This window comes from Arsenicitalea aurantiaca (assembly GCF_003994485.1).
Classification (GTDB): Bacteria; Pseudomonadota; Alphaproteobacteria; order Rhizobiales; family Devosiaceae; genus Arsenicitalea; species Arsenicitalea aurantiaca.
This window is the reverse complement of record NZ_RZNJ01000003.1, coordinates 288,285-313,343: the sequence shown is the minus strand read 5'-3', so window position 1 is coordinate 313,343 and position 25,059 is coordinate 288,285. Positions and strand designations below refer to the sequence as shown.

At 65.8% G+C, this 25,059-nt stretch carries 23 protein-coding genes; 16 read left to right on the top strand and 7 right to left on the bottom strand.

What is annotated here, in order from left to right:
* The first annotated feature begins 90 nt into the window (after positions 1-90).
* Genes hisS through hisG form a run of 3 tightly spaced genes read left to right on the top strand, consistent with a single transcriptional unit; the run spans position 91 to position 3,382 of the window.
* Positions 91-1,572: a histidine--tRNA ligase gene (hisS, locus tag EMQ25_RS10140; protein WP_127188459.1), complete on the top strand. Its 1,482-nt coding sequence runs from the start codon at positions 91-93 to the stop codon at positions 1,570-1,572.
* The gene (locus tag EMQ25_RS10135; RefSeq protein WP_127188458.1) at positions 1,569-2,657 is read left to right on the top strand and encodes an ATP phosphoribosyltransferase regulatory subunit; all 1,089 of its coding nucleotides are present in this window, start codon (positions 1,569-1,571) and stop codon (positions 2,655-2,657) included. Before hisS ends, EMQ25_RS10135 begins: the two co-directional genes overlap by 4 nt.
* The gene (hisG, locus tag EMQ25_RS10130; RefSeq protein ID WP_127188457.1) at positions 2,654-3,382 is read left to right on the top strand and encodes an ATP phosphoribosyltransferase; all 729 of its coding nucleotides are present in this window, start codon (positions 2,654-2,656) and stop codon (positions 3,380-3,382) included. Before EMQ25_RS10135 ends, hisG begins: the two co-directional genes overlap by 4 nt.
* A gap of 53 nt (positions 3,383-3,435) precedes the next feature.
* On the opposite strand, the gene EMQ25_RS10125 is transcribed toward hisG, so the two are convergent.
* A complete protein-coding gene (locus EMQ25_RS10125) occupies positions 3,436-3,813 on the bottom strand; it encodes a DoxX family protein (RefSeq protein WP_127188456.1) in 378 nt (125 codons plus the stop codon).
* 150 nt (positions 3,814-3,963) lie between these two features.
* On the opposite strand from EMQ25_RS10125, the gene EMQ25_RS10120 reads away from it, so the two are divergent.
* Entirely contained in the window at positions 3,964-5,208 is a 1,245-nt protein-coding gene (locus EMQ25_RS10120; protein WP_127188455.1) for a glycosyltransferase family 2 protein, read from the top strand.
* Here EMQ25_RS10120 and EMQ25_RS10115 read toward each other — a convergent pair.
* The 3 genes from EMQ25_RS10115 to EMQ25_RS10105 all read right to left on the bottom strand — a co-directional run bounded on the left by EMQ25_RS10115 (position 5,181) and on the right by EMQ25_RS10105 (position 7,549).
* Entirely contained in the window at positions 5,181-5,876 is a 696-nt protein-coding gene (locus EMQ25_RS10115; RefSeq protein ID WP_127188454.1) for an outer membrane protein, read from the bottom strand. The genes EMQ25_RS10120 and EMQ25_RS10115 overlap by 28 nt on opposite strands.
* A 94-nt stretch (positions 5,877-5,970) precedes the next feature.
* On the bottom strand, positions 5,971-7,107 hold the full coding sequence (locus EMQ25_RS10110; protein WP_244606550.1) for a glycosyltransferase: 1,137 nt from the start codon (positions 7,105-7,107) through the stop codon (positions 5,971-5,973).
* A gap of 79 nt (positions 7,108-7,186) precedes the next feature.
* Positions 7,187-7,549, bottom strand: coding sequence for a DUF427 domain-containing protein (locus EMQ25_RS10105; RefSeq protein ID WP_127188453.1), 363 nt, complete (start codon positions 7,547-7,549; stop codon positions 7,187-7,189).
* Between the two features lie 186 nt (positions 7,550-7,735).
* Here EMQ25_RS10105 and EMQ25_RS10100 point away from each other — a divergent pair, with 186 nt between their 5' ends.
* Both EMQ25_RS10100 and groL read left to right on the top strand, forming a co-directional pair.
* Positions 7,736-8,026, top strand: a complete 291-nt coding sequence (locus tag EMQ25_RS10100) for a co-chaperone GroES (protein WP_127188452.1) — start codon at positions 7,736-7,738, stop codon at positions 8,024-8,026.
* 51 nt (positions 8,027-8,077) lie between these two features.
* Entirely contained in the window at positions 8,078-9,718 is a 1,641-nt protein-coding gene (gene groL, locus EMQ25_RS10095) for a chaperonin GroEL (protein WP_127188451.1), read from the top strand.
* A gap of 76 nt (positions 9,719-9,794) precedes the next feature.
* Here the strand turns inward: groL and EMQ25_RS10090 are convergent, their stop codons facing one another.
* Together EMQ25_RS10090 and EMQ25_RS10085 are read right to left on the bottom strand one after the other, a co-directional pair.
* A complete protein-coding gene (locus EMQ25_RS10090; RefSeq protein ID WP_127188450.1) occupies positions 9,795-10,544 on the bottom strand; it encodes a TSUP family transporter in 750 nt (249 codons plus the stop codon).
* A gap of 78 nt (positions 10,545-10,622) precedes the next feature.
* A complete protein-coding gene (locus tag EMQ25_RS10085) occupies positions 10,623-12,065 on the bottom strand; it encodes a sigma-54-dependent transcriptional regulator (RefSeq protein WP_127188449.1) in 1,443 nt (480 codons plus the stop codon).
* A 168-nt stretch (positions 12,066-12,233) separates the two neighbouring features.
* Between EMQ25_RS10085 and EMQ25_RS10080 the strand changes: the two genes are divergently transcribed.
* The 10 genes from EMQ25_RS10080 to EMQ25_RS10035 all read left to right on the top strand — a co-directional run bounded on the left by EMQ25_RS10080 (position 12,234) and on the right by EMQ25_RS10035 (position 24,582).
* Positions 12,234-13,469, top strand: coding sequence for an EAL domain-containing protein (locus tag EMQ25_RS10080; protein WP_127188448.1), 1,236 nt, complete (start codon positions 12,234-12,236; stop codon positions 13,467-13,469).
* 17 nt (positions 13,470-13,486) lie between these two features.
* Positions 13,487-14,359 carry a TIGR01459 family HAD-type hydrolase gene (locus EMQ25_RS10075; RefSeq protein ID WP_158626029.1) on the top strand — a complete coding sequence of 291 codons (873 nt, stop codon included), beginning with the start codon at positions 13,487-13,489 and terminating at the stop codon, positions 14,357-14,359.
* A gap of 25 nt (positions 14,360-14,384) precedes the next feature.
* Positions 14,385-15,356, top strand: coding sequence for a bifunctional riboflavin kinase/FAD synthetase (locus EMQ25_RS10070; RefSeq protein WP_127188446.1), 972 nt, complete (start codon positions 14,385-14,387; stop codon positions 15,354-15,356).
* An 82-nt stretch (positions 15,357-15,438) separates the two neighbouring features.
* Positions 15,439-18,378, top strand: a complete 2,940-nt coding sequence (ileS, locus tag EMQ25_RS10065) for an isoleucine--tRNA ligase (RefSeq protein WP_127188445.1) — start codon at positions 15,439-15,441, stop codon at positions 18,376-18,378.
* Positions 18,375-18,941 (top strand): signal peptidase II, encoded by a 567-nt coding sequence (gene lspA / locus EMQ25_RS10060; protein ID WP_158626028.1) that lies wholly within the window; start codon positions 18,375-18,377, stop codon positions 18,939-18,941. Before ileS ends, lspA begins: the two co-directional genes overlap by 4 nt.
* A gap of 108 nt (positions 18,942-19,049) precedes the next feature.
* The gene (locus tag EMQ25_RS10055; RefSeq protein ID WP_127188443.1) at positions 19,050-19,667 is read left to right on the top strand and encodes a hypothetical protein; all 618 of its coding nucleotides are present in this window, start codon (positions 19,050-19,052) and stop codon (positions 19,665-19,667) included.
* A gap of 112 nt (positions 19,668-19,779) precedes the next feature.
* Complete coding sequence (locus EMQ25_RS10050) at positions 19,780-21,720, top strand: pseudouridine synthase (protein WP_244606549.1); 1,941 nt, start codon at positions 19,780-19,782, stop codon at positions 21,718-21,720.
* 3 nt (positions 21,721-21,723) lie between these two features.
* Entirely contained in the window at positions 21,724-22,284 is a 561-nt protein-coding gene (gene rsmD / locus EMQ25_RS10045; protein WP_127188442.1) for a 16S rRNA (guanine(966)-N(2))-methyltransferase RsmD, read from the top strand.
* Between the two features lie 12 nt (positions 22,285-22,296).
* The gene (gene purD / locus EMQ25_RS10040; protein ID WP_127188441.1) at positions 22,297-23,571 is read left to right on the top strand and encodes a phosphoribosylamine--glycine ligase; all 1,275 of its coding nucleotides are present in this window, start codon (positions 22,297-22,299) and stop codon (positions 23,569-23,571) included.
* Positions 23,572-23,613: 42 nt separating this feature from the next.
* Positions 23,614-24,582, top strand: coding sequence for a patatin-like phospholipase family protein (locus tag EMQ25_RS10035; protein WP_158626027.1), 969 nt, complete (start codon positions 23,614-23,616; stop codon positions 24,580-24,582).
* Here the strand turns inward: EMQ25_RS10035 and EMQ25_RS10030 are convergent.
* A complete protein-coding gene (locus tag EMQ25_RS10030; RefSeq protein WP_342210642.1) occupies positions 24,554-24,982 on the bottom strand; it encodes a nucleoside deaminase in 429 nt (142 codons plus the stop codon). The genes EMQ25_RS10035 and EMQ25_RS10030 overlap by 29 nt on opposite strands.
* Positions 24,983-25,059: the final 77 nt, after the last annotated feature.

Here is a 25,059-nt window from a genome sequence, read left to right as displayed (position 1 = left end):
GTTCGGCCTTTGCGGGCACGAGCAAGCTCAACCTTGTTTCAACGCTACCAATCCGTTAGGAACGGCCCGACATTCTGGATCAGCATAACCATGACCGACACGCCAAAGCTCATCGCGCCGCGCCTGCCGCGCGGGTTCGAGGATCGTTCGGCCCGCGATATTGCCGCGGTCGATGCCATGATCGCCCGCATTCGAGCCGTCTACGAGCGCTATGGCTTCGATCCGGTCGAGACGCCGCTCTTCGAATACACCGAGACGCTCGGCAAGTTCCTGCCCGACACCGATCGGCCCAATGCCGGAGTGTTTTCGCTCCAGGACGATGACGAGCAATGGCTGAGCCTGCGTTACGACCTGACCGCGCCGCTCGCCCGCTATTTCGCCGAAAATTTCGAGAGCCTGCCCAAGCCCTATCGCTCCTATCGGCAGGGCTATGTGTTCCGCAACGAAAAGCCGGGCCCTGGGCGCTTCCGGCAGTTCATGCAGTTCGATGCCGACACGGTGGGCGCGGCGGGCCCGGCGGCCGACGCCGAAATGTGCATGATGATGGCCGACACCATGGATGCGCTCGGGCTTTCCGGCCAGTACGTGGTGCGCGTCAACAATCGCAAAGTGCTCGACGGCGTGCTCGAGGGCATCGGGCTCGGACCTGCCGATCCCGCCCGCAGCCTCGTCGTGCTGCGGGCGATCGATAAGCTCGATCGGCTGGGCGATGACGGCGTGCGCCAGCTTCTCGGCAAGGGGCGCGAGGACGAAAGCGGCGACTTCACCAAGGGCGCCGAACTGGGCGCCGACGCGATCGGGAAGGTCCTCGCCTACACCGGCGCATCCGGGCAAGGGGAGGATCTCTTCGGGACCCTTCGCGGGCTCGTCTCGGGCAATGCCCGGGGCGAGGAGGGCGTCTCCGAACTCGAGGCGATGGCGGCGCTCTTTGCTGCCGCGGGCTATGGCCCCGATCGCATCAGGATAGATCCCTCGGTCGTGCGCGGTCTCGAATATTACACGGGCCCGGTCTTCGAGATCGAGCTGACCTTCGAAGTGACCAACGAAAAGGGCCAGCCGGTCGTCTTCGGATCGGTCGGCGGCGGCGGGCGCTATGACGGGCTCGTCTCGCGGTTCAGGAAGGATCCCGTTCCGGCCACGGGCTTTTCCATCGGCGTGTCGCGGCTGGCCAATGCGCTGAAGCTGACCGGCAATCTGGTCGCAAGCGACGTGATCGGACCCGTCGTCGTGCTGGTCATGGATCGCGAAGCCATTTCGGACTACCAGCAGATGGTCGCCGAGCTCCGCAATGCGGGCATTCGCGCGGAGATGTATCTGGGCAGTTCCGGCATGAACGCGCAGATGAAATATGCCAACCGCCGCAACGCGCCAGCTGTCGTCATCCAGGGCTCCAACGAGCGCGAAGAGGGTGTCGTCACCATCAAGGACATGGTGGCGGGGCTCGAGGCGGCGAAGGCCTTCACCGACAATGCCGAGATGAAGGCGGCGCGTCCCGCCCAGTTCAGCGCGCCGCGCACGGGGCTCGTGGAGGCGGTGGAGCGCGTGCTCCGCGCAGACGGAGGTGCTGCGTGAAGACACCGTCCGAACGGCGCGCCGCACTCATCCGGCTAGTCGAATCCAAGACGGTGACGCGCGTCACGCCGCCTCTGCTGCTGCCCGCCGCGCCCTATCTCGATCTGGCGGGTGAAGAGTTCGGCCGGGGGCTGCTGCTGACCACCGCCAATGACGGGCGCGACTATTGCCTGCGGCCCGACTTCACGCTGCCCATCGCGGTTTCCTACCTCGATGAGGGCTTGCTCGACGTGCCGGCCGCCTACACCTATCTCGGCACCATCTTCCGCCAGAGCGAGAACGGACCCGAGGAATTCGACCAGGCCGGGCTCGAACTGCTGGGTCAGCCCGATGCCGGGCAGGCGCTCGACCAGGTGCTGACCTTTGCGCGCTGGGCGCTCGCGATCTATGGCGTCACCGCGCCCTCGATCCGGCTCGGCGGGGTGGGCCTGTTCGAGGCCTTTCTCGCCGCGGCCGATATCTCTCCGGCCTGGCAGGCCCGCATTCGGGCGCGCTTCGGGCATCCCGAGGCGATGCAGCGGCTCGTCGAGCGCCTGTCGCGTCCGCCGGAAAAAACCGGAGGGGCCGCACCTGACGGCCGGGAAACGGTGATCGAGATCGTGACGGACGCCATGCTCTCCTCGGGCCTCAGCCTCGTGGGAAGCCGCGAGCCCGAGGAAATCGCCGACCGTTATCTCGAAAAGCAGACACTCGCCGCCGAACGCATTCCCGATCGCATGGTGCGGCTTCTGCGCGAATATCTCGAAGTCTCTGATACCGCGCCGCGCGCGCTCGATCGGATTGCCTCGCTTACCGCGTCATACGGCATCGACATCGAGGAGCCGTTGCTCGAAGTCCGCAATCATGCCGCCGCGCTGGCTGCCCTTTCGCCCAAGGCCGAGGTGATCTTCGACGCCAGTTTCTCCCCGCGGCTCGATTACTATACCGGCATCGTCTTCGAGATGACCGGCGAGGATGGCGCGATCCTCGCTTCGGGGGGCGAGTATGATCGCCTGCTCGACCGGCTCGGCGCGCCCCAGCCGGTGACGGCGTCGGGCTGCGCCCTCTGGATCGACAGGCTCGAAGCGGAGGCCGCATCCCGATGAGCACAGGTGGCCTGACCCTCGCAGTGCCCTCCAAGGGGCGGCTCGAGGAAGAAACCCGCAGGATCTTCGCCGAGGCACGCCTGCCCATCGAGCGGCCGGGCGGTTCCCGCTCCTATGCCGGGGCAATCAAGAATCAGCCCCAGATCACGGTGCGCTTCCTGCCTGCCGGGGAAATCGCGCGCGAGCTCATCGTTGGCGCAATCGATATTGGGGTGACGGGCGCCGACCTGATCCACGAAGGCGCCGAGAACGGGCCCGACCGGGTCGTGTTCGTGAGGCCGCTCGGCTTCGGCAATGCCGATGTCGTCGTCGCCGTGCCCGATGCATGGATCGACGTCACCCATATGGTGGACCTTGCCGACGTGGCATCGGACTTCCGTCGGCGGCATGGGCGCTGGCTGCGGGTAGCGACGAAATACGTTAATCTGACGCGGCGGCATTTCGCCAATTACGGAATTACCGAATACCGGATCGTGGAAAGCGCTGGCGCCACGGAGGCCGCGCCCGCAGCGGGCAGCGCCGATCTCATCGTCGACATCACCTCTTCGGGCTCGACGCTGGCAGCCAATTCGCTGCGCATTCTTGAGGACGGGCTGATCATGCAGTCCGAAGCGCATCTGGTGCTCTCTCGGGGCGCGCACTGGACGCCGCTGCGCAAGGCGCAGCTCGAGGCGATGCTCTCGATCCTCGGGGGCATTCCGCCCGGGATCAGCACGATCCTCTGAAGCAAGACTAGGGAAGAGAGGGGCGCGGCAGTCATACCGCGCCCTTGTTTTTTTTAGCGCTTGTCGACCGAATAGGCGCCCGGGCCGAAGGCATAGACGAAGAGCAGCCCGCCGATGATCGCAAGGTTCTTGAGGAAGAACAGCATCTGGCCCTGGTCGCCGAGCTGGTTGTGGAAGATCGCGGTGGCGATGACGGTGAACCCGGCGAGCGCCAGTGCCGCCCAGCGCGTCTTGAAGCCGGCGATCAGGGCCAGTGCGCCCACGACTTCGAGGATTGCGGAGGGGTAGAGCAGGATCGAAGGCGTGCCGAAGGCCTCCATATAACCGCTCATGCCTGCGGGGTCGGCGAACTTGCCGAAGCCGGCAAGAAGGAAAGTCAAAGACAGAAGGACGCGCCCGACAAGGGCGGCGATGGACTGGGTCTGCGTCATTTGGGAAGGCTCCAAGGGTAATGCGCCCTTGATGCACGCTCCTGCGCAGGCGCGGAACTCGCCAAACCCCGGACAGATCGTTCGGTAAACCTATCCGCTCGGCTGATTTATCGTCATGCTGCGACATCCTGATTCAAAACTGGCCCACCAATGGCAGCGCTCGAACTGACGATCTTGATGCCCTGCCTCAACGAGGCCGAGACCCTGCGCATCTGCATAACGAAGGCGCAGAGCTTTCTGGCGCGGACCGGGATCGAGGGCGAGGTCGTGGTCGCCGACAATGGTTCGACCGATGGTTCCCAGGAAATCGCGGAGGCGGCCGGGGCGCGGGTCGTGCCCATACCCACGCGCGGCTATGGTGCCGCGCTCGCAGGCGGAATAGCCGAAGCGCGCGGCCGGTTCGTCATCATGGGGGATGCCGACGACAGCTACGATTTTGCCAATCTGGACGCCTTCGTCGAGAAGCTCAGGGCCGGCAACGCGCTCGTCATGGGCAACCGTTTTGCGGGCGGCATCGCGCCGGGCGCCATGCCCTGGCATCACCGCTACCTTGGCAATCCGGTGCTGTCCTTCGTCGGCAGGCTGTTCTTCAGGACCCGCATCGGGGACTTCCATTGTGGGCTGCGGGGGTTCGATCGCGACGCCATCATAGCGCTGAACCTGCGCACTTCCGGCATGGAGTTCGCCTCCGAGATGGTCGTCAAGGCCACGCTGGAGGGGCTATCGATTGCGGAGGTGCCGACGACGCTATCGCCCGACGGTCGCAGCCGGGCGCCCCATCTGCGCTCCTTCCGCGATGGCTGGCGGCACCTGCGGTTCCTGCTGCTCTTCTCGCCGCGCTGGCTCTTCCTCTATCCGGGGATTGCGCTGCTCGTCTTCGGTCTCGTCACGGGGGCGGTCCTCTGGCCCGGTCCCCTGCGGCTCAGTTCAGGGATCGTCATCGATCTGCACACCTTCCTCGTTGCAGCCATGTGCATCATCGTGGGTGTGCAGTCGATCTCGTTCGCCTTGATCGGCCGGCGCTTTGCCTCGCGATACGGGTTCATTCCTCGCTCGGAACGTTTCGACCGCGTGCTCGAGGCGCTGACGCTGGAACGGATCCTGCTCGGGGCGATCGTGCTGATGGTGGCGGGGCTCGTCGCGCTCTTCTGGGGCTTCAGCGAATGGGCCGAGCGCGGCTTCGGGCCGCTCAATGCCGAAACGACGCTGCGCGTCATGATCGTCGCGATGACGGCCCTGGTCGTCGGCTTTCAGCTGATGATGTCGGGCTTTCTGTCATCCATGACCAACATCCCGCTTGGCGAGCGTCGCGTGGTCGATAGGCCAATCCCGGCCGGACCGTTGCGCAGGCGGGACGATCCGCCAGCTCAGAACCCGGCGAAATCGAACGAGTAGGAAACCCCGCCCAGAACATGGTGGGTGACGAGGTTTGTCGAGAACGTCCCGGCATTGCCGGCCAGTTGCGCCTCGTTCCACGAATAGGCGAGCTTGTATTCTCCAAACACCCGCCAGTCTTCGACGAACTCGTAGCTCGCCCCGGCGACCGCCTGCACGACGCCACCCGTCACCTGGAACTCGAATGTCTCGGAATTTGCGACGACCGGATTTGCGGCAGTCGTCGTGATTTCGACGTGCGGGATGGAAATGCCCGCGCCGAACCCGCCATAGGCGCGCAGCCCGTTGCCGAACTCGAACTTGCGGAAGGCATTGAGCGTCAGCTGGTTGAGCCCGTCGGTGAACTCGAGGACGCTGTAGTCGAGGTCCATGCCGGAATCGGCGAGGTCCGCATAGGCCTTGGCGTGGGTGAAATCGATCCCGAAACCCCAATCCGCCATCGCCTCGGGCCAGTAGGTCACCTTGACGCCGTAATAATAGGACGCCTCGAATGACTTGCCCTCCCAGGTGACGTAGTCGACGAGCTCGTCGGTACCGTTGCTGAGGATCGCCTTGGAGTGGGCGCTTTCGTTCAGCCCGCCATAGATGCCGAATTCGATCTCTTGCGCACCCGCAAGAGGGGCCTGCAGGAGGAGGGTCGCCAGAGCGACTGGAAAAAGCGCACGCATGGAGGGTCTGCCCGGAAACGGTGATTGACAAGGGATAGGTCTGCGCCGTCCCGCTGGCAAGCCTCGTCCAATGAAATCGGAATGCTGTTGCAGATTATCTCCAGGTGAAGACCCGGGTGACCGCATAGTTGAAGACGACGCTCATCAAGGCACCCGCTATGCCGGCAACATAGAGCGTCGGGCTCCACTCGTAGATCAGTGTTGCGACCGAAACGTTGGCGATGGTCCCAAAGGAGCACACGAGGTAAAAGCTCAGTAGCCCCAGCCAGAACCGGCGGCCCCGCAGCGTCTTGTCGGCGTAGGTGAGGCTGTTGTTGAGAACGAAATTCGTCGTCATCGCGACGAGCGTCGCGGTGAGCTGCGCGGCGGCGAAACCGAAGCCGAGAACTTCGCTCGACAAGAAGAGCACCGCCAGATGAACCGCCACCCCGCTGGCCCCGACCATCGCAAAAAGCAGGAAGCTCGTGGGCAGGATGCCGCCGCTGAGCTTCGAAAGGATGAGCCCGAGGAACTGCACGACGATGAGCGGGCTCATCTTGCTTTCGCCCGCATGCCGGGCGCGGAAGGTGTAGGGCACTTCCCCGATGCGAAGCTCAGGCCCCGAGCCGGCACGCGCGCGGCGCGCGCTGACGATGATGTCGAGGAGGATCTTGAAGCCTTCCCGCGAAAGCTGCGGCGCGATTTCCGCAAAGAGCGTGCGCCTGAGCAGAAAGAACCCGCTCATCGGGTCGGACAGGGTCTTGCCGGCAACGAGCCCCGACAGGCGCGTGGCAAGCCGGCTCCCGGCTTCGCGCGAGGCGGAAAACCCGCCACCGGTGCTGCCGGCGCCCGAATAGCGCGTGCCGAACACGATGTCGTCACCCGCCTCGGCGCGCGCGAGCATCTGGGGCAGGATCGTTTCGTCGTGCTGGTGATCGGCGTCGATTACCGCCAGATAAGGCGCTGCGCTCGCAGCCATACCTTCGATGCAGGCCGACGACAGCCCCCGACGCCCGATGCGATGGATGATGCGCACATTGGAATGGAGCCGGGCGAGCGCCCGGACCGCTTCGGCGGTGCCGTCCGGGGAATCATCGTCGACGACGATGAATTCGAACGGCACCTCCCCGAGCGCGGCCGCGACCTTGGCATAGAGCGGGGCAATGTTGTCGCGCTCATTATAGCTCGGGACGATGACGGCGAGCCGGGGGGCGATCCAGTCCTGTGGGGTGGCGGAATTTGAGTCGGACAAGCGGATCTCGCGCCGATGGGCAGGGGAAGGTCGGGACCCTCCCTAGCCAGATCGGTCCCGCTTGGCAATCGGCGCGCGTTCAGGCCGGTAAAGTCTGGTACGCGATGGCGTCGCCCCAGAAGGCAAGGTGATCCTGAACCGGCGCAACCAGCGGGCAGGGGTCGGGATAATACCAGACCGCATTGTCGGCACGGGTATCCCCGCTCACCAGATGATGGTACGACGCCTCACCCTTGTAGGGGCAGACGGAGTGGTGCCCGCTCGGGGCAAGACTGTCGGCGTCCACGTCAGCCCGGGGAATGTAGATGCGCAGCGGTGCGCCGGGTTCGGCAAGGGCCAGTGCGCTGGTCGAACTGGCGATCACGCGACCTGCAAAGTGCACCTCCACCCGGCCTTCGGCAGGTGTGATGACGATGTTCTTGTCGAGGCAGCGCTGCGCCATGGTGGTCTCCGGGTTTGAGCTTTGAACGGCCGGCTGGAGTGAAAGCCTGCCGCGGCGTTGAGGCAAGTGCCGATCACCCGATCTTGACTCCTTCGGCTGCCCCTCCTATATCCACCGCACCTGTTAGCACTCGACTTATGAGAGTGCTAACAGCCCAAATTCACACGATGTTCCAAAGGAGCAAACATGAGCTTCCGTCCCCTGCACGACCGCGTGGTCGTCCGGCGTGTCGACAGCGAGGAGAAATCCGCTGGCGGCATCATCATCCCCGACACTGCCAAGGAAAAGCCCTCCGAGGGCGTGGTCGTCTCGGTCGGACCGGGCGCCCGTGACGAGAGCGGCAAGGTCGTCGCCCTCGACGTTAAGGAAGGTGATCGCGTGCTCTTCGGCAAGTGGAGCGGCACCGAGGTCAAGCTCAATGGGCAGGACCTGCTGATCATGAAGGAAAGCGACATCATGGGTGTGATCACCGCCTGAGGCGTCTTGCCCGGACCGGTCGACCAACCCTAACGACATAGGAGCGCCATTATGGCTGCCAAAGACGTCAAATTCTCCACCGATGCCCGCGATCGCATGCTGCGTGGCGTCAACATCCTCGCCAATGCGGTGAAGGTGACCCTCGGCCCCAAGGGCCGCAACGTCGTGATCGACAAGTCCTTCGGTGCCCCGCGCATCACCAAGGACGGCGTGACCGTCGCCAAGGAAATCGAACTCGAAGACAAGTTCGAGAACATGGGCGCCCAGATGCTGCGCGCCGTTGCGTCCAAGACCAACGACGTTGCCGGTGACGGCACCACCACCGCGACCGTGCTCGGCCAGGCCATCGTCAACGAGGGCGTCAAGGCCGTCGCTGCGGGCATGAACCCGATGGACCTCAAGCGCGGCATCGACATGGCCGTCGAGGAAGTCGTCGCCAACCTCAAGGCGCGCGCCCAGAAGATCACCTCGTCCTCCGAAGTTGCCCAGGTCGGCACCATCTCGGCCAATGGCGAGAAGTCGATCGGCGACATGATCGCCGAGGCCATGCAGAAGGTCGGCAACGAGGGTGTCATCACCGTCGAGGAAGCCAAGACCGGCGAGAGCGAGCTCGAAGTCGTCGAGGGCATGCAGTTCGACCGCGGCTACCTTTCGCCTTATTTCGTGACCAATGCCGAGAAGATGACCGCCGTGCTCGAGGATCCCGTGATCCTGCTGCACGAGAAGAAGCTCTCGAACCTGCAGGCCATGCTGCCGATCCTCGAGGCCGTCGTCCAGAGCCAGCGCCCGCTGCTGATCATCGCCGAGGACATCGAGGGCGAAGCCCTTGCGACCCTCGTCGTCAACCGCCTCCGCGGTGGGCTCAAGGTCGCTGCCGTCAAGGCTCCAGGCTTCGGTGATCGCCGCAAGGCGATGCTCGAGGACATCGCGATCCTCACCGGTGGCCAGGTCATTTCCGAAGAACTCGGCATCAAGCTCGAGAACGTGACCATGGACATGCTCGGCACCGCTAAGCGCGTCGAGATCACCAAGGAAAACACCACCATCGTCGATGGTTCGGGCACCCAGGAGGACATCCAGGGCCGCGTTGCGCAGATCAAGTCGCAGATCGAAGAGACCACTTCGGACTACGACAAGGAGAAGCTCCAGGAGCGTCTCGCAAAGCTCGCCGGTGGCGTTGCCGTGATCAAGGTCGGCGGTTCGACCGAAGTCGAGGTCAAGGAGCGCAAGGATCGCGTCGATGACGCGCTCAACGCAACCCGCGCTGCCGTCGAAGAGGGCATCGTTCCGGGTGGCGGCACTGCGCTGCTGCGTGCGTCGTCCAACCTCAAGGTCGAGGGTTCGAACTCCGACCAGCAGGCCGGCATCAACATCGTCCGTCGCGCGCTCCAGGAGCCCGTTCGCCAGATCGCCAACAATGCCGGCGACGAGGGTTCGGTCGTCGTGGGCAAGGTGCTCGAGAATGCCTCGCTCACCTATGGCTACGATGCGCAGAACGGCACCTATGGCGACATGATCCAGATGGGCATCATCGACCCGGTCAAGGTCGTGCGCACCGCGCTCCAGGACGCAGCTTCGGTGGCTTCGCTCCTCATCACCACCGAGGCGATGATCGCCGAGCTTCCCAAGGAAGCGGCTCCGGCAATGCCCGGTGGCGGCGGCATGGGCGGCATGGGCGGCATGGACTTCTAAGTCGGCCCAACCGATCGGAATTGGCAGAGGGCGCGGTGGCAACACCGCGCCCTTTTTGCTATCGGTGTGCGGTCCGCTACCCCCCGAGCAGCAGCCGCACCGCAAGCCCGATCGAGACGAGCACGACGAGCGGGCGGATGATGCGCGCGCCGAATTTTATGCCCGTGATGGCGCCCAGATAGCCTCCGACGATCTGCCCCGCCGCCATGACGAGGGCCGCGGGCCAGAGCACGTCTCCGGCGGGGATGAAGAGGGCAAGGGCGGCGAGATTGGAGACGAGGTTCAGCGCCTTGGTATTGCCTGCCGCGCGCGTCAGTCCGAGCCCGAAGAGGGTAACGAAGCCCATGGTGAAGAACGAGCCCGTGCCGGGCCCGAAGATCCCGTCATAGAACCCGACCGCGAACCCCATAATGGGTACGAAGATCGCAAACCCGAGCCGTGCCGCGCGATCGGCATCGGAGAGTTTGGGCGCAAAGAGGAAATAGCCGGCGATGCCGATGAGCGCGAGCGGCACCGCGATCTGCAACAGCGAAGTGTCGATCGACTTGACCGTGACGGCACCGAGATAGCTGCCGGCAAAGGTTACGGGGATCGCCCAGATCAAGGCCCGGAAGTCGATGAAGCCGCGCCGCCAATAGGTGAAGACGGCGACGCTGGTGCCGATGGCGCCCTGGAGCTTGTTCGTCGCGAGCGCCGCGACCGGCGGTACGCCGACCGAAAGCAGAACGGGCAGCGCCACCATGCCTCCGCCTCCGGCGATGGCATCGACGAAGCCGGCGAGCACGCCGACGAGCCCGAGGAGCATGAGCACCTGCGGATCGAGCATGAAGACCCCCTGGGGATAGAGAACAGGGCCTGCTGCTATCGCGCCCGCCCGAAGGGCGCAATGAAAATGCCCTTGGGCTCAGGCCGCGCCGCGGCGGTTGGCCTCGATCTCCGCCCAGCTCTGGCGCTTGCGGTAGATCGTGGAGGGCGAAAGCTCGAGAGCGGCGGCAGCCAGCGCGATATTGCCCGAGAAGCTCGCAATGGCGTCCTCGATGATGCGCTGCTCCTGACGCCACATCGGCAGGATCGACTGGCGCCGGTCAACCGGAGGCTGCTCGGTGAGCGTGTTCGAGAGCGCGCGCGTTTCGATGTCGGCCGCCGTCACCATCTCCGCGGTGATCTCCCCGCCATCGACCATCACGACGAGCCGCCGCACGAGATTCTGGAGCTGGCGGACATTGCCCGGCCATTCGCGGGCGACGAGCAGATTGGCGGTATCGCTCGAAAAGCCGCTGAAGACCTTGCCCTCTTCGGCCGCATAGCTCGCAAGGAAATGCCGCGCGAGCACGAGAATATCGGCTGGCCTCTGCCGGAGGGGAGGCAGGTGGATGGGCAGCACGTGCAGCCGGTAGAAGAGGTCTTCCCGGAAACTCCGATCGGCGATCAGCTGCATCGGATTGCGATTGGTGGCGCAGACGACGCGGACATCGACCGGCCGCTCGCTTGCCTCGCCGACCCGGCTCACCGAGCCGGTCTGCAAGAAGCGCAGCAGCTTGGCCTGCAGCGACAGGTCCATCTCTCCGATTTCGTCGAGAAAGAGCGTGCCGCCATGGGCGAGCTCCGCCGCCCCCTTGCGGTCCTCATGGGCGCCGGTGAAGGCGCCGCGCACGACCCCGAAGAGTTCGCTCTCGAGCAGGTCGCGCGGGATGGCAGCGCAATTGATCGCGACGAATCGCTTGTTCGCACGCGGGCCCCGGGTATGGAGGGCCTCGGCGCACACTTCCTTGCCGGTGCCGCTTTCCCCGGTGATGAAGACCGGCGCGGTGGATGGCGCGATGCGTTCGATCTGCTGGTAGACGAACTGCATCTGGCTCGAGACGCCGACAAACCCGCAGAAATCGCGGCGGCCGTCGGCGCTGCGCGCTTCCATCGTCAGTGCGCGCGCCTTGCCATGGCGCTGGGCGAGCTCGCCGATACGCGCCACGAACGCCGATCCGCTGAGCGGCTTAGCAATGAAATCATGGGCGCCGGCGCGCATGGCGGCGACCGCCGATGAGACCGACCCGCCATCCGAAAGCACGATGGCGAGCGCCCCTGCAGCAAGCCTCACGAGGCGCGCAACAGCTTCCTCGGCGTCCCCGGCGAGGTCGCCAACGCTCGAGAGATCGATGAGGACGACATCGAACTGGCCCATGCGCAGCATCTCCGCCGCCTGCCTGCCATTGGCCGCGCTGACGAGGCGCGGGGGGAAGGCGAGGCTCTCGGCAAGGCTGACGGCGATCGCGCTGCCGCTGGCCGGGTCGCGGTCGACCAGGAGGAGCCGTGCGGCGCTATCGTCTCCCTGGGGGAGCTTGGTGGGCATGAGGACGCTTTCCTGCAACTTCGATAGAGGCCGCAATAGTTCATCAACAGGGTAAATAATCCGTTTTGAACGCCGCCACTGCCGTCTTTATGCTCTAATGGCGCTGCGTCGAATCCGGCTCGGGCACGAGCCGGGCTGGCAAATCTTGCAGGGAGCGGCAGGCGGCAGGTGCAGGCGCTTGTATACATATTCATCGCATGCGCGGCGCTGGGCATCGGCGTTGCGGCCTATTTCGGGCTGACCTTCACGCCCATCGAGGCGGGCGTGACGGCCCTCGTTTTCGGCTGCATGGCCGTCGTGCTGATGGAACGCGTACTGCGCAGGCGCGCCGAGGCGCGGCTCGAAAAGGCGATCTCGGATCTCTCGCGGCTGCTGTCGACCGATGCGCAGGCCGGCTCGGTGCTAAGCCAGCGGATCAATGCCCTGGTCGACGTCAATGCCGGCAGCCGGCTCGAAAGCGTCGAAGCCGACATTTCCGTCCTCGGCACCGTGGTGCGTCAGGTGGCCGAGACGCTCGCCGAGATCGAGGACACCCGCAGAAGCACGCCGGCCACGGTGCCCGCAGCCGTAGTCAATACGGCCCCCGCAACCGAGGTCGATACCTTTCCCGAGCCCGTCATCCCGCTCTCCATGCTCCGCCAGGCGCTCGAGGAGCAGCGCATGGTCTGCCACATCGAACCGATCATTCAGCTGCCCAAGCGCCGCCCGCATGGCTACGACCTCGTGCCGCGCATCGGGCTCGAGGATGGCGAGTTCGCCGACCGCCCCGACTTCATGCCGCGCCGTGGCGGCGAGGAGGTGGTGCGGCGGATCGAGGCCTTCTGCCTCGAGGAGGCGATCGTGATCGCCCGGCGCGCTCGTACCGCCGGGCAGCCGATCATTCTTTATGTGCCGCTGTCCCGCGCCAGCCTCTCCGATCCCGACACGCGCACAACGATCGAAGCCGCCATCGAGGCCAATCGAGCCATCGCCGGTTCACTGCTCTTTGCCATGGGCGAAGCCGATTGCCGGCTGCTCTCCAATGCCGAAAAGGCCCTGTTGACCAATCTGGCCCATCTGGGCGTAGGGCTGTCGCTCGCCGGGGCCACGAGTCTGCGGGTCGATTTCGCCGATCTTGCCGGCATGGGCTTTCGCAACATCCGCATCGATGCAACGGGCTTCCTGACCCGCCCGCAGAGCTTCACCGACTTCCATACCGCCGATATCGCCGACTATGCCAAGCGCTTCGGACTTGACCTCGTGGGCACAGGCGTGATTGACGAACAGCAATTGCTCGGCCTGTTCGAGGACGGGATCGTGTTCGCGCAGGGTCCCCATATCGGCGGACCCGGCCCGGTCCGGTCCGACCTCATGGCAGAGCGCAAGTCCGTGCGTGTCGAAATCCCCCGCCGCGCCGAAGCCTGATCGTGATGGACATTCCCGTGAACAGTTCCGCACCGCTCGGTGCTCTTACCGGCCTTTCGGCCCTCGCGCCGCGCTACACCACGCTTTTCTGCGATGTCTGGGGTGTCGTGCACAATGGCATCGCCGCCCATCCGACGGCCTGCGCTGCTCTCGTGCGGTTTCGCGAAGCAGGCGGCACGGTGATTTTCGTCACCAACTCTCCGCGGCCTTCAGGCCCGATCCTCGCCATGCTCGACAGGCTCGGCGTGCCGCGCGGCGCGTTCGATGCGCTCGTCTCATCGGGAGACGCGACGCGGGCCATGATCGGGGAATACCGCGGACGCGTGATCCATCATATCGGGCCCCCGAGCGAGGACGACGCGCTCTATGAGGGTCTCGGGGTGATCCGCGGACCGGCCGAGACCGCCGAGACGCTGGTCGTCACCGATCTCGATACCGATGACGACACCCCTGAGATGTACGAGGAGCGCATTGCGCTCTGGCGCGCGCGTGACCTGCCGATGATTGCGGCCAATCCCGACAAGTTCGTCGAGATCGGCGACCAGCTGATCTATTGCGGTGGCGCCCTCGCCGACCTCTATGCCGAGCGCGGCGGGCGCGTGCGGATGGCCGGAAAGCCCTACGCCCCGATCTATGAGGAAGCGCTGAAGCTTGCGACCCGGGCGCGCGGTGCTGAACCGGCAAGGGCCGAGATCCTCGCGGTCGGCGACAGCGTCAGGACCGATGCGACCGGCGCCGCCGGCTTCGGGATCGATTTCCTCTTCATCGCCGGCTCCATCCACGCCGAAGAGCTCGATGCGTTCGGCGCGCTTGATCCGGCCGGCGTCGGCGCACTGGTCGCGCCATCGGGCGCCAACATGGTGGGCTACATGGCCCGGCTCGGATGGTAGTGCCGTCGGCCCCGGTGCGGCGCAGATGAGCGCCTTTGTCCGCCTCTCCAGCCTCGATGCGGTTCCGGCCGCCCTCAAGGGCGCCGAGATCGCCATCGGCAATTTCGACGGTTGTCATCTGGGCCATCAGGCCGTGTTCGCGGCGCTGAAAGCGCGTGCTGCCGCGCGCGGCGTGCCGGCGGTGGTGCTGACCTTCGAGCCCCATCCGCGCGACGTCTTCGCGCCCGAGCCCTTCATGTTCCGGCTGACCGATGGCGACGCCAAGGCCAGGCTCGTCGAGGCCCTGGGGCTCGACGGCATCGTCATCATGAATTTCACCCGCGCCTTCAGCCAGGTGGAGGCCGAGGATTTCGTCTCCCGCTACCTGCTCGATGCCCTCGCCGTCAGCGGCGTCATCGTGGGGGACGACTTCCATTTCGGCCGGGGACGGCGCGGCACGCCGCAGTTCCTGCGCGATGCGGGGGCTGCGCACGGCTTCGAGGTCATCACCATCCCGCTGCTCGGAGAGGGCGCGCCCATTTCGTCCTCGCGCGTCCGGGCGGCGCTGGGAGAGGGGGATGTCGAGACAGCCAATGGCCTTCTGGGCTATCACTGGTTCGTCTCGGGCGAGATCGTGGCGGGCGACCGTCGCGGGCGGGAGCTGGGCTTCCCCACGGCCAATATGGCGCCCCCGCCGGGCTTCCGGCTCGCCCAGGGCATCTATGCGGTGCGGGCACGGCTCGGCGAGCGGCTGCTGGACGGCGTCGCGAGCTTCGGAAAGCCCATGTTCGACAACGCCGCGCCGCCTTTCGAGACCCATCTGTTCGACTTTGCCGGCGAAATCTATGGCGAGCGGCTCTCGGTGGCGCTGGTGGCGCATATCAGGGGGCAGGCGCTCTATGACGGGCTCGATGCCTTGACCGCCGCGATCAGGCAGGACAGCGCCGAGGCGCGGGCGCGGCTCCGTGTCGCCGCGCCTCTCGGGCCGCTCGACCGCAAGCTCGGCTTTTTCGGCTGAGCCGCCCAAGCCCTCGCGGGTGACAGGGCGGTCCGCGCTTGCTACAAGCGCGCCGAAATCAATCCGAAGTTGAATTGGCACCATGAACGACACCCAGACGGGCGCGGCCACCGAGACCGATTATTCCGCCACCCTGTTCCTGCCCCAGACCGAGTTCCCCATGCGGGCCGGCCTGCCGGCGCGGGAGCCGGCATGGCTTGCGCGCTGGGAAGAGATGGACATTTACGGCCGGCAGCGGGCGATGGCGGCGGGCAAGCCGAAATTCGTGCTGCATGATGGCCCGCCCTACGCCAATGGCAACATCCATATCGGGCATGCGCTCAACAAGACGCTGAAGGACCTCGTCTCGCGCTCCATGCAGATGCTGGGCCATGACAGCGCCTATGTGCCCGGCTGGGACTGCCACGGCCTGCCGATCGAATGGAAGATCGAGGAGCAGTACCGCGCCAAGGGCAAGAACAAGGACGACGTGCCGGTTATCGAGTTCCGAAAGGAATGCCGCAGCTTTGCCGAGCACTGGATCGACGTGCAGCGCGCCGAATTCAAGCGGCTGGGCGTGCTCGGCAATTGGGACAACCCCTATCTGACGATGAGCTTCGATGCCGAGGCGCAGATCGCGCGCGAGCTGATGAAGTTTGCCATGTCGGGCCAGCTCTACCGCGGCTCCAAGCCCGTGATGTGGTCGGTGGTCGAGCGGACCGCGCTCGCCGAGGCCGAGATCGAATATCAGGATTACGAGAGCGACACGATCTGGGTGAAATTCCCGATCCTCGAGGGGGCCAACCAGGGGGCGTCCGTCCTGATCTGGACGACGACGCCCTGGACGATCCCTGCCAACCGGGCGATCAGCTATTCGGGCAAGATCGCGTACGGCCTCTACGAAGTGACCGAGGCGCCCGAAGGCAATTGGGCGGCGACGGGCGAGCGCTATGTGATCGCGGACAACCTTGCCGCCGACCTCTTCGCCAAAGCGAAGGTGACGGGGTTCAGCCGCGTTTCCGACGTTGAGGCAGGGGAACTCGCAGCGATCACCTGCGCCCATCCGCTGAAGGGTTTCGCTGGCGGCTATGAGTTCCCCGTGCCGCTCCTCGAAGGCGATCATGTGACCGACGATGCGGGTACGGGCTTCGTCCATACCGCGCCCGGGCACGGGCTCGACGACTTCGAGATCTGGATGGCTTCGGGCCGCATGCTGGCAGAGCGCGGCATCGAGACGGCGATCCCCTATACCGTCGACGATGGCGGGTTCTACACCAAGGACGCGCCGGGTTTCGAGGGCGCGCGCGTCATCGACGATGCCGGCAAGAAGGGCGACGCCAACCAGCGGGTGATCACCGCGCTCGCCGAAGCGGGCGCCATGGCCGCGCGCGGGCGGGTAAAGCACCAGTATCCCCATTCCTGGCGGTCGAAGAAGCCGATCATCTATCGCAACACGCCACAATGGTTCGTCTATATGGACCGTGACATCGCGGGCGGTTCGGGCGCGGGTGATACGCTGCGCAATCGCGCGCTCCGGGCCATCTCCGAGACCCGCTTCGTGCCGCAGGCGGGGCAAAACCGTCTGCGCGCCATGGTCGAGACCAAGCCCGATTGGGTGTTGTCGCGCCAGCGCGCCTGGGGCGTGCCGATCACCGTCTTCGTTCATCGCGAGACCGCAGACGTGCTGCGTGACGAGGCGGTCAACGCCCGTATCGCCGAAGCCTTCGAGGCCGAGGGCGCCGACGCCTGGTACAAGGACGGCGCCAAGGCGCGCTTCCTTGCGCCCGAGCATGATCCCGAGGCGTATGACCAGGTGACCGACATCCTCGATGTCTGGTTCGATTCGGGCTCGACCCACGCCTTCGTGCTCGAGAACCAGCAGAAATGGCCCGAACTGCAGTGGCCCGCCTCGCTCTATCTCGAAGGGTCGGACCAGCACCGCGGCTTCTTCCAGTCCTCGCTCCTTGAAAGCTGCGGGACGCGCGGTCGCGCGCCCTATGAGGCAGTGCTGACCCATGGCTTCACCATGGATGGCGAAGGCCGCAAGATGAGCAAGTCCCTGGGCAATACTGTTGCGCCCCAGGACGTGATCAAGCAGTTCGGCGCCGACATCCTGCGGCTCTGGACCGCTTCGGTCGACTATTCCGAAGACCAGCGTCTGGGCAAGGAAATCATCCAGACGACCGTCGAGAGCTACCGGAAGCTCCGCAACACGCTGCGCTGGCTCATCGGCAATCTCGCCCATTATCGGCCCGAGGAGGCCGTGGCGCTGGCCGACATGCCCGAGCTCGAGCGGCTGATCCTCGATCGGCTGGCTAACCTCGACCGCACCGTGCGCGAGGCCTATCTCGGCTATGACTACAAGCGCGTGGTGGCAAGCCTTTCCAACTTCATGAACATCGACCTCTCGGCGTTCTATTTCGATATCCGCAAGGACGCACTCTATTGCGATCCGATTTCCTCGGTGCGCAGGCGTTCGAGCCTGACCGTGCTCGACAAGGTCTTCGAATGCCTCACGGCATGGCTCGCGCCGATCCTCGTCTTCACCATGGAAGAGGCCTGGCTCGAACGCTTCCCTGGCGATGACTCCTCGGTCCATTTGCGGCTTTTCCCCGAAGTGCCCTCCGAGTGGCGCAACGAGGCGGTAGCGGCCAAGTGGGCGCGCATTCGCCAGGTGCGCCGCGTCGTGACCGGGGCGCTCGAGATCGAGCGACGCGAAAAGCGCATCGGCTCCTCGCTCGAGGCCGCGCCGCGCGTCTATGTCAGCGACCCGCATCTCCTGGCGGCCCTTGAAGGTGCAGACCTCGCCGAAATCGCGATCACTTCTGCGATCGCCGTGGAGGAGGGCGCGGCTCCCGAGGGCGCCTTCACCCTCGAGGAGGTTCCCGGCGTTGCGGTCGTGCCGGCGCTCGCCGAGGGCACGCGCTGCGCGCGCTCCTGGCGCATCCTGCCCGAGGTTGGTTCGGATCCCGAGTTCCCCGATCTGTCGCTGCGCGACGCACAGGCCATGCGCGAACGTCAGGCCGCGGGGCTCGCGGCGTGACGGACGAGGCGCGGCGCTCGGCGACCATAAGCATCCTCGTCGGGCTCCTTGTCTTCGGGCTCGACCGGATTCACAAATTCGTTCAGGTGAGTGCCGACTGTATCGAGATCGGCGCCACCCGTTGCGTGGGCGGCGACATCTTTGCGCGCCTGCCCATGTCCCCGACCGGCTGGACAGGGGGGGAAGTGCAGCAGGTCACCGGCTTTTTCGACTACGTCCTCGTCTGGAACACCGGCATATCCTACGGGCTCTTCGGGTCCATGCCGGTCTGGGGCCTGTCGCTGATCATGGTCGCGGCGATCGTCGGGCTCAGCATCTGGTGGCTCAGGGGCGACACCACCATCGTCAGGACGGGGCTCATGCTGATCATCGGGGGGGCGCTTTCCAACCTGATCGATCGGGTGATTTACGGCGCGGTCGCCGATTTCTTTCACTTTCACTGGCAGGGCTATTCCTTCTACATCTTCAACATAGCCGATGTTGCGATCACCCTAGGCGTGGGCTTTCTGCTCCTCGATGTGCTGGGCTTCGGCCGCCCGAGGCGAAAGCCAAAGGAAGCGTAAACGCATTGCTGCCAGAATCTGGTCTTAGTGGCCTCGATGCGCTATAGAGCCAATGCGGCTGCCGACCCTCGGGGGTGGACGCCGGGGGCGGGGACAAAGGGAAGTTCGATGAGCAATCAATCCATGGGGCGCGGACCGAAAGCGAACGCGCTCGCCCGCACCGGTCTTGGCGTGTCCATTCTCGTCGCCGCGCTTGCGCTCGGCGCATGCACGACCGTCGAGGGCACCAATGCGCTGACCGACATCGGCACCTTCGAGCGCGAAGTGATGTCCGAGACCCTGCGCGGTGTGGGGATGCTCGAGCGCGACGAAAAGGAAGAGACCGGCCAGCGCCGTGCGCCGCTCGTCCTGCCGCGCCAGACCGCGAGCCTTCCGGCGCCCCAGCAGGCGCGCACCGATATGCTGCCCGCCGACAGCGACCGGGTGCAGATCGATGCCAGCAATCTGACAGAGGCGGACCTGCAGCGCCTGCGCAATGCCCGCGTCGTCGATGCCCGTACTCTGGCAGGTCGTCCGCTGACCGAGCAGGAGACAAGGCAACTGACCGCGCGGATGACCGCAGCCCAGGTCGGCACCGGCCCGCGTCCGCTCTACCTGCCGCCCGATCGCTATTTCACCACCGTTGGCGGCCAGGACACGGTCTGTCTCGCGCCGAGCGGTCAGCTCGTGCCGATCAGCGATCCGTCCTGCCCCGCCGAGGTGCGCGCCGCGCTCGCCTCGCGCTGAGCCGACGCGCCATTACCGACTTTCGGCCCGCCGGCATGCCGACGGGCCTTTTGCTTCAAGATACCCCGAACACTGATGCGCCGACCCTCGAGGTCCCGCAGGAGACACCGAAATGAACGAGCCCCTCAACGCATCGCCCGCCGGAGACAGGCTGGCCAAGATCATCGCGCGCTCCGGGCTTTGCTCGCGCCGCGACGCCGAGGGCTGGATCAAGGATGGCCGCGTCGCCGTCAACGGCAAGACGATCCGCACGCCTGCCTTCAATGTGACCGACCGCGACGAGATCAAGGTTGATGGCGCTCCCCTCGCGGCGCGCCAGGGCACCCGCGTCTGGCTCTATCACAAGCCTGCGGGCCTCGTGGTGACCGAGAAGGACCCCGAAGGGCGCACCACGATCTTCGAGGCGCTCGAACAGCACGGGCTGCCGCGTGTCGTCACCATCGGCCGGCTCGACATCAACACAGAAGGCCTGATTCTGCTCACCAATGATGGCGGGCTGAAGCGCGTACTCGAACTGCCCGCGACCGGCTGGCTGCGCAAATATCGCGTGCGCGCCCATGGCAAGGTGACCCAGGCGGATCTGGATACCCTCAAGAACGGCATCGAGATCGAGGGCATCCGCTATGGCGCGATCGAGGCGACGCTGGAGCGCGAGCAGGGTTCCAATGTCTGGCTGCAGATGGCGCTGCGCGAAGGCAAGAACCGCGAGGTGAAAAACGTGCTTGGGGCGCTCGGGCTCCAGGTCAACAGGCTCATCCGAATCAGCTACGGCCCATTCCAGCTCGGCGAGCTTCCGATCGGCGCGATCGAGACGGTCAAGGCCCGGGTGCTGCGCGACCAGCTCGGCAAGCGCCTTGCCGAGGAGGCCGGCGTCGATTTCGATAGCGAACTGCCTGAGCGCGCCCTCAAAGCGCGGCCGGTGCGCGATCGTGAGACGGGGCGCGGCACCAACACGGTCGAGATCGCCAATCAGCGCTTCCGCTTCACCGACCGGGCGGAAAAATCCATCGAGGAAGTGCGCGCCGAGCGTCCGCGTCAGGACCGTCCCGGGCGCAGCGGGGGGCGGCCCGCGCCGCTGAAGCCGCGACGCGAGGAGGCGGTTGACGACGCTCCGGCGCGTCGCGTCCATTTCGAGGATGGCCGCGAGTCCGAGGATTTCGTCGCCAAGACCTACGGCAAGAAGCCGAAATTCGAGAAGGGCGGCGATCGTCCGGGCGGCCCCGGCCAGCGTGCGAGCGGCGACCGGCCGCGCCGTGACGATGGCGACCGTCCTGCATTTGGCGACCGCCCCAAGCGTCCGTTCTCCGACCGGCCGGCGCGCGATGGTGCCGACCGGCCACGGCGTGAGTTCTCCGACCGCCCGAAACGCGAATTTTCGGATCGACCCGCGCGTGCCGATGGCGGCGCGCCGCGGCGCGATTTTTCCGATCGCCCCAAGCGTGATTTCTCAGATCGGGCCCCGCGTGATGGTGCGGATCGGCCAAAGCGCAGCTTCGGGGATCGTCCGCAGCGTGATTTCGCCGATCGTCCCAAGCGAGACTTCTCCGATCGTCCCAAGCGCGATTTCGGCGACCGCGCGCCGGCTGATGGTGCCGATCGTCCCAAGCGTGCCTATGCCCCGCGTCCTCCGCGCGAGGGTGGCGATCGGCCGGCGCGCAATTATGCCGATCGGCCGCGTCGTGATGGCGACGAGCGTCCCGCTTTCGCGGGCAAGCCGAAATTTGCCGGGAAGCCTCGCGGTGATTTCGGGACCACTCCGCGCACCGGCGACACCGAGCGCCCCCGTGGGCCGCGGCCCGCGGGAAAGAGCTTCGCCGGCAAGCCGGGCGGTTCGCGTCCCTTCGGGGACAAGCCTGGCGGAAAGAGTTTTGGCGACAAGCCGGGCGGCCGTAGCTTCGGCGACAAACCCGGTGGCAAGAGCTTCGGCGGCAAGCCCGCCGGGCGCAGCTTTGCCGGCAAACCGGGTGGAGCGCGCCCGGGCGGCGGCGCATCCCGCCCGGCTGGACCCGGGGGCAAGCCGCGCAGCCCGCGCCCGCCCCGTCCCAAGAGCTGACCCGTGCGCATCATCGCAGGACGGTTCCGCGGCAAGGCGCTGCTTTCGCCGAGCGATGACAGCATCCGGCCCACCTCCGACCGGGCGCGCGAATCGCTCTTCAACATCATCGCGAGCCGGCTCGGCCCGCATCTTGAAGGCATGCAGGTGCTCGATCTCTTCGCGGGGACCGGCGCTCTGGGGCTCGAGGCGATCTCGCGCGGCGCATCGGGCGCGGTCTTCGTCGACATCGGCGCAGAAGCGCGGGGCCTGATCCGCGACAACATCGAGGCTCTCGGGGCCGCGGGCATTGCCAAGCTCCTCCGCCGCGATGCGACGAGCCTTGGTGCCGCCGGCACGATGGGGCCGTTCGATCTCGTCTTTCTCGATCCGCCCTATGGGCAGGGTCTGGGCGAGAAGGCGCTTGCAAGCGCGCGGGGAGGTGGCTGGTTCGCGCCCGGCGCGCTCATCGTCCTCGAGGAAAGCGCGGATGTCGACCTCGACCCGGGCCCGGGTTTCGTGCTTGAAGACCGGCGCGTGTATGGAGCGGCCGCCATCCACTTGTTGCGGCCCGAGGATAGCTGACGGAGCGAGGCGATGAACATTCTGGTGATCGGATCGGGTGGTCGCGAGCATGCCCTCTGCTGGGCACTCGCACGCTCGCCCCGTTGCGATAAGCTCTTCGTTGCGCCGGGAAACGGCGGGACGGTCGAGCTTGCCGAGACGGCGCCGGTCGACCCGGCCGACCATGATGCGGTCACCGCCTTCTGCCGCGAAAACGCGATCGATCTGGTGGTGATCGGTCCGGAACTGCCGCTCGTCAACGGGCTCTCGGACGATCTGCGGGCAGCGGGGATTCTCGTCTTCGGCCCGTCCCGCGCAGCGGCCCAGCTCGAAGGCTCGAAGGCCTTCACCAAGGCCCTCTGCGACGAAATGAACATCCCGACCGCCGCCTATGCCCGCTTCGACAGCGAAGGCCCCGCGCTCGACTATGTCCGGTCGCAGGGCGCGCCGATCGTGGTGAAGGCCGATGGGCTTGCTGCAGGCAAGGGCGTGACCGTCGCCGAAACGCTGGAGGCCGCGGAGGCGGCGATCCGCGAATGCTTCTCGGGCGCGTTTGGCGCAGCGGGCGCGGAGGTCGTGATCGAGGAATGCCTCGTGGGCGAGGAGGTGAGCCTCTTTGCGGTGGCCGATGGCAAGAATTTCGTGATCCTCGAATCCGCCCAGGACCACAAGCGGGCTTTCGATGGCGATACCGGCCCCAATACCGGCGGCATGGGCGCCTATTCGCCGGCCCCCGCAATGACCCCGCAGATGCTCGAGATGGCCCGCTCGCAGATCATCGCCCCGACCATCGCGGGGATGGCTGCGCACGGAACCCCGTTCTCGGGGGTGCTCTTTGCCGGGCTCATGATCACCGATCAGGGCCCCAGGCTCATCGAGTTCAACACCCGTTTTGGCGATCCCGAGTGCCAGGTGCTGCTGCTGCGGCTGCAAAGCGATCTGCTCGACATCCTCGAAGCGTCTGCCCGCGGTGAGCTCGGTACGGTCACGCCGCGCTGGCGGCCCGATACCGCGCTGACGGTGGTGATGGCGGCAGAGGGCTATCCGGGCAGCTACGAGAAGGGCACCGAGATAAGGGGTCTCGATGGCAATGACGAGCCCGACTGCATCGTCTTTCATGCTGGCACGAAGCGGGATGGCGACCGGGTGTTCGCCAATGGTGGACGCGTCCTCAACGTCACCGCGCTTGGATCGAGTGTCGCTGCGGCGCAGGCCCGCGCCTATCGCAGAATAGAAACCATAGATTGGCCCGAGGGCTTTTGCCGGCGCGATATCGGGTGGCGCGCTCTTGCACGCGAAAAGGCCTAGTCCGATATTGGGCGTGTTCCCGACCAACCGCCCGGCCCCAGCGTGAAACGCCAGCCTACAGAAAAGCGCAAGCGCACCCCGATCGAAGAACGGGGGCAGGCGATCGTGGATCGTCTGCGCAATGGCGGCACGCCCCTGCAGAAGCGGCGTCTCGCAGCGGCCGAGCCGCGCATCGGCGTTGCGCTCGGCGGGGGCGCGGCGCGGGGCCTGACTCACATTCCCTATATCGAAGCCATGGATGAGATGGGCCTCAGGCCCTCGGTCATTTCAGGCACCTCGATCGGCGCGCTCATCGGTGCGGGCTGGGCGAACGGCATGACGGGCGCCGAGCTTCACGACCATGCCTGTGACGTGCTTGGCACCATGAAGGTCATCGCCTCGCGGCTCTGGGCCGCCCAGATCCGCAATCTGGGCGGGCTGATCCAGAACGGCTTCAACGTGCAGCTCGATGCGACGCGCATCGTCGAGAATTTCCTGCCCGACAGCTTTCCCGCTGAGTTCCGTGACCTCAAGGTGCCGCTCTACGTCGTTGCGACCGATTTCCAGTCCTGGCACCAGACGGTGTTCAACGAAGGCCCGTTGCGGGATGCCATTGCCGGTTCGATCGCCATTCCGAGCCTTTTCAAGCCCGTGGCTTTCGCCAATCACCTCCTCGTCGATGGCGGGGTGGTCAACCCCTTGCCGCTCGATCAGGCAGACATCGATACCGACATTCTCGTCGGCATCGATGTGAATGGCGAGCCCTCTGAGCTCATCGGCAAGACCGACCACCGCATGCTCGACGTCTGGTTCGGCTCTGCGCAGATCATGATGCATTCGCTCACCGCACAGATGATGGCCGCCTATCCGCCCGACGTCTATGTCCGTCCGCGTGTCCAGAGCTTCGGCGCGCTCGAGTTCTGGCGGGTCCGGGAGATCATCGAGCATGCCCGCAAGGACAAGGACAACTTCAAGCGCCAGCTCGGCCGCAAGGTCGAGGCATTCATCTTAGCGCAGCAAAAAAGTCTCTGAGGAGAGACGCCGACGCCGCCTCGCCGATCCCGGAAATGACCTCAGGGGCGTGGTGACAGGTCTTTTGAGAAAAAAGCCGTATGCCATTGTCGACGGCCCCGGCCTTCATGTCCTCGGCGCCGTAATAGAGCCTGCGCAGTCGCGCATGGGCGATGGCGCCCGCGCACATCGCGCATGGCTCGAGGGTGACATAGAGGTCGCAGCCATCGAGGCGCCCCGTTCCTCGTTCTGCAAGCGCCGCCCTGATGGCAAGCATTTCGGCATGGGCCGTCGGGTCTCCCAGCGCCCGCATGCGGTTGGCCTCCGCCGCAAGTACCCGGTCACCCTCCATCACCACGGCACCCACAGGCGCTTCACCCGCCGCGGCGGCCTGCCGGGCGAGGTCTAGAGCGAGCTCCATGGGGGAGGGCGTCAACGGCATTTGTGCTTGGCAGGTCCCTGGGTCACCGCTCAATAGTCAATCGCGGCGCCTGGCGC

Bases quoted from the DNA above. Each gene is read 5' to 3' on its own strand.
- EMQ25_RS10090 (WP_127188450.1), bottom strand. From the start codon at position 10,544: ATGCTCGATCCGCAGGTGCTCATGCTCCTCGGGCTCGTCGGCGTGCTC.
- hisS (WP_127188459.1), top strand. From the start codon at position 91: ATGACCGACACGCCAAAGCTCATCGCGCCGCGCCTGCCGCGCGGGTTC.
- EMQ25_RS10120 (WP_127188455.1), top strand. From the start codon at position 3,964: ATGGCAGCGCTCGAACTGACGATCTTGATGCCCTGCCTCAACGAGGCC.
- EMQ25_RS10085 (WP_127188449.1), bottom strand. From the start codon at position 12,065: ATGCCCACCAAGCTCCCCCAGGGAGACGATAGCGCCGCACGGCTCCTC.
- ileS (WP_127188445.1), top strand. From the start codon at position 15,439: ATGAACGACACCCAGACGGGCGCGGCCACCGAGACCGATTATTCCGCC.
- hisG (WP_127188457.1), top strand. From the start codon at position 2,654: ATGAGCACAGGTGGCCTGACCCTCGCAGTGCCCTCCAAGGGGCGGCTC.
- EMQ25_RS10070 (WP_127188446.1), top strand. From the start codon at position 14,385: ATGAGCGCCTTTGTCCGCCTCTCCAGCCTCGATGCGGTTCCGGCCGCC.
- EMQ25_RS10125 (WP_127188456.1), bottom strand. From the start codon at position 3,813: ATGACGCAGACCCAGTCCATCGCCGCCCTTGTCGGGCGCGTCCTTCTG.
- EMQ25_RS10055 (WP_127188443.1), top strand. From the start codon at position 19,050: ATGAGCAATCAATCCATGGGGCGCGGACCGAAAGCGAACGCGCTCGCC.
- EMQ25_RS10100 (WP_127188452.1), top strand. From the start codon at position 7,736: ATGAGCTTCCGTCCCCTGCACGACCGCGTGGTCGTCCGGCGTGTCGAC.
- EMQ25_RS10050 (WP_244606549.1), top strand. From the start codon at position 19,780: ATGAACGAGCCCCTCAACGCATCGCCCGCCGGAGACAGGCTGGCCAAG.
- purD (WP_127188441.1), top strand. From the start codon at position 22,297: ATGAACATTCTGGTGATCGGATCGGGTGGTCGCGAGCATGCCCTCTGC.
- EMQ25_RS10105 (WP_127188453.1), bottom strand. From the start codon at position 7,549: ATGGCGCAGCGCTGCCTCGACAAGAACATCGTCATCACACCTGCCGAA.
- EMQ25_RS10030 (WP_342210642.1), bottom strand. From the start codon at position 24,982: ATGGAGCTCGCTCTAGACCTCGCCCGGCAGGCCGCCGCGGCGGGTGAA.
- groL (WP_127188451.1), top strand. From the start codon at position 8,078: ATGGCTGCCAAAGACGTCAAATTCTCCACCGATGCCCGCGATCGCATG.
- EMQ25_RS10115 (WP_127188454.1), bottom strand. From the start codon at position 5,876: ATGCGTGCGCTTTTTCCAGTCGCTCTGGCGACCCTCCTCCTGCAGGCC.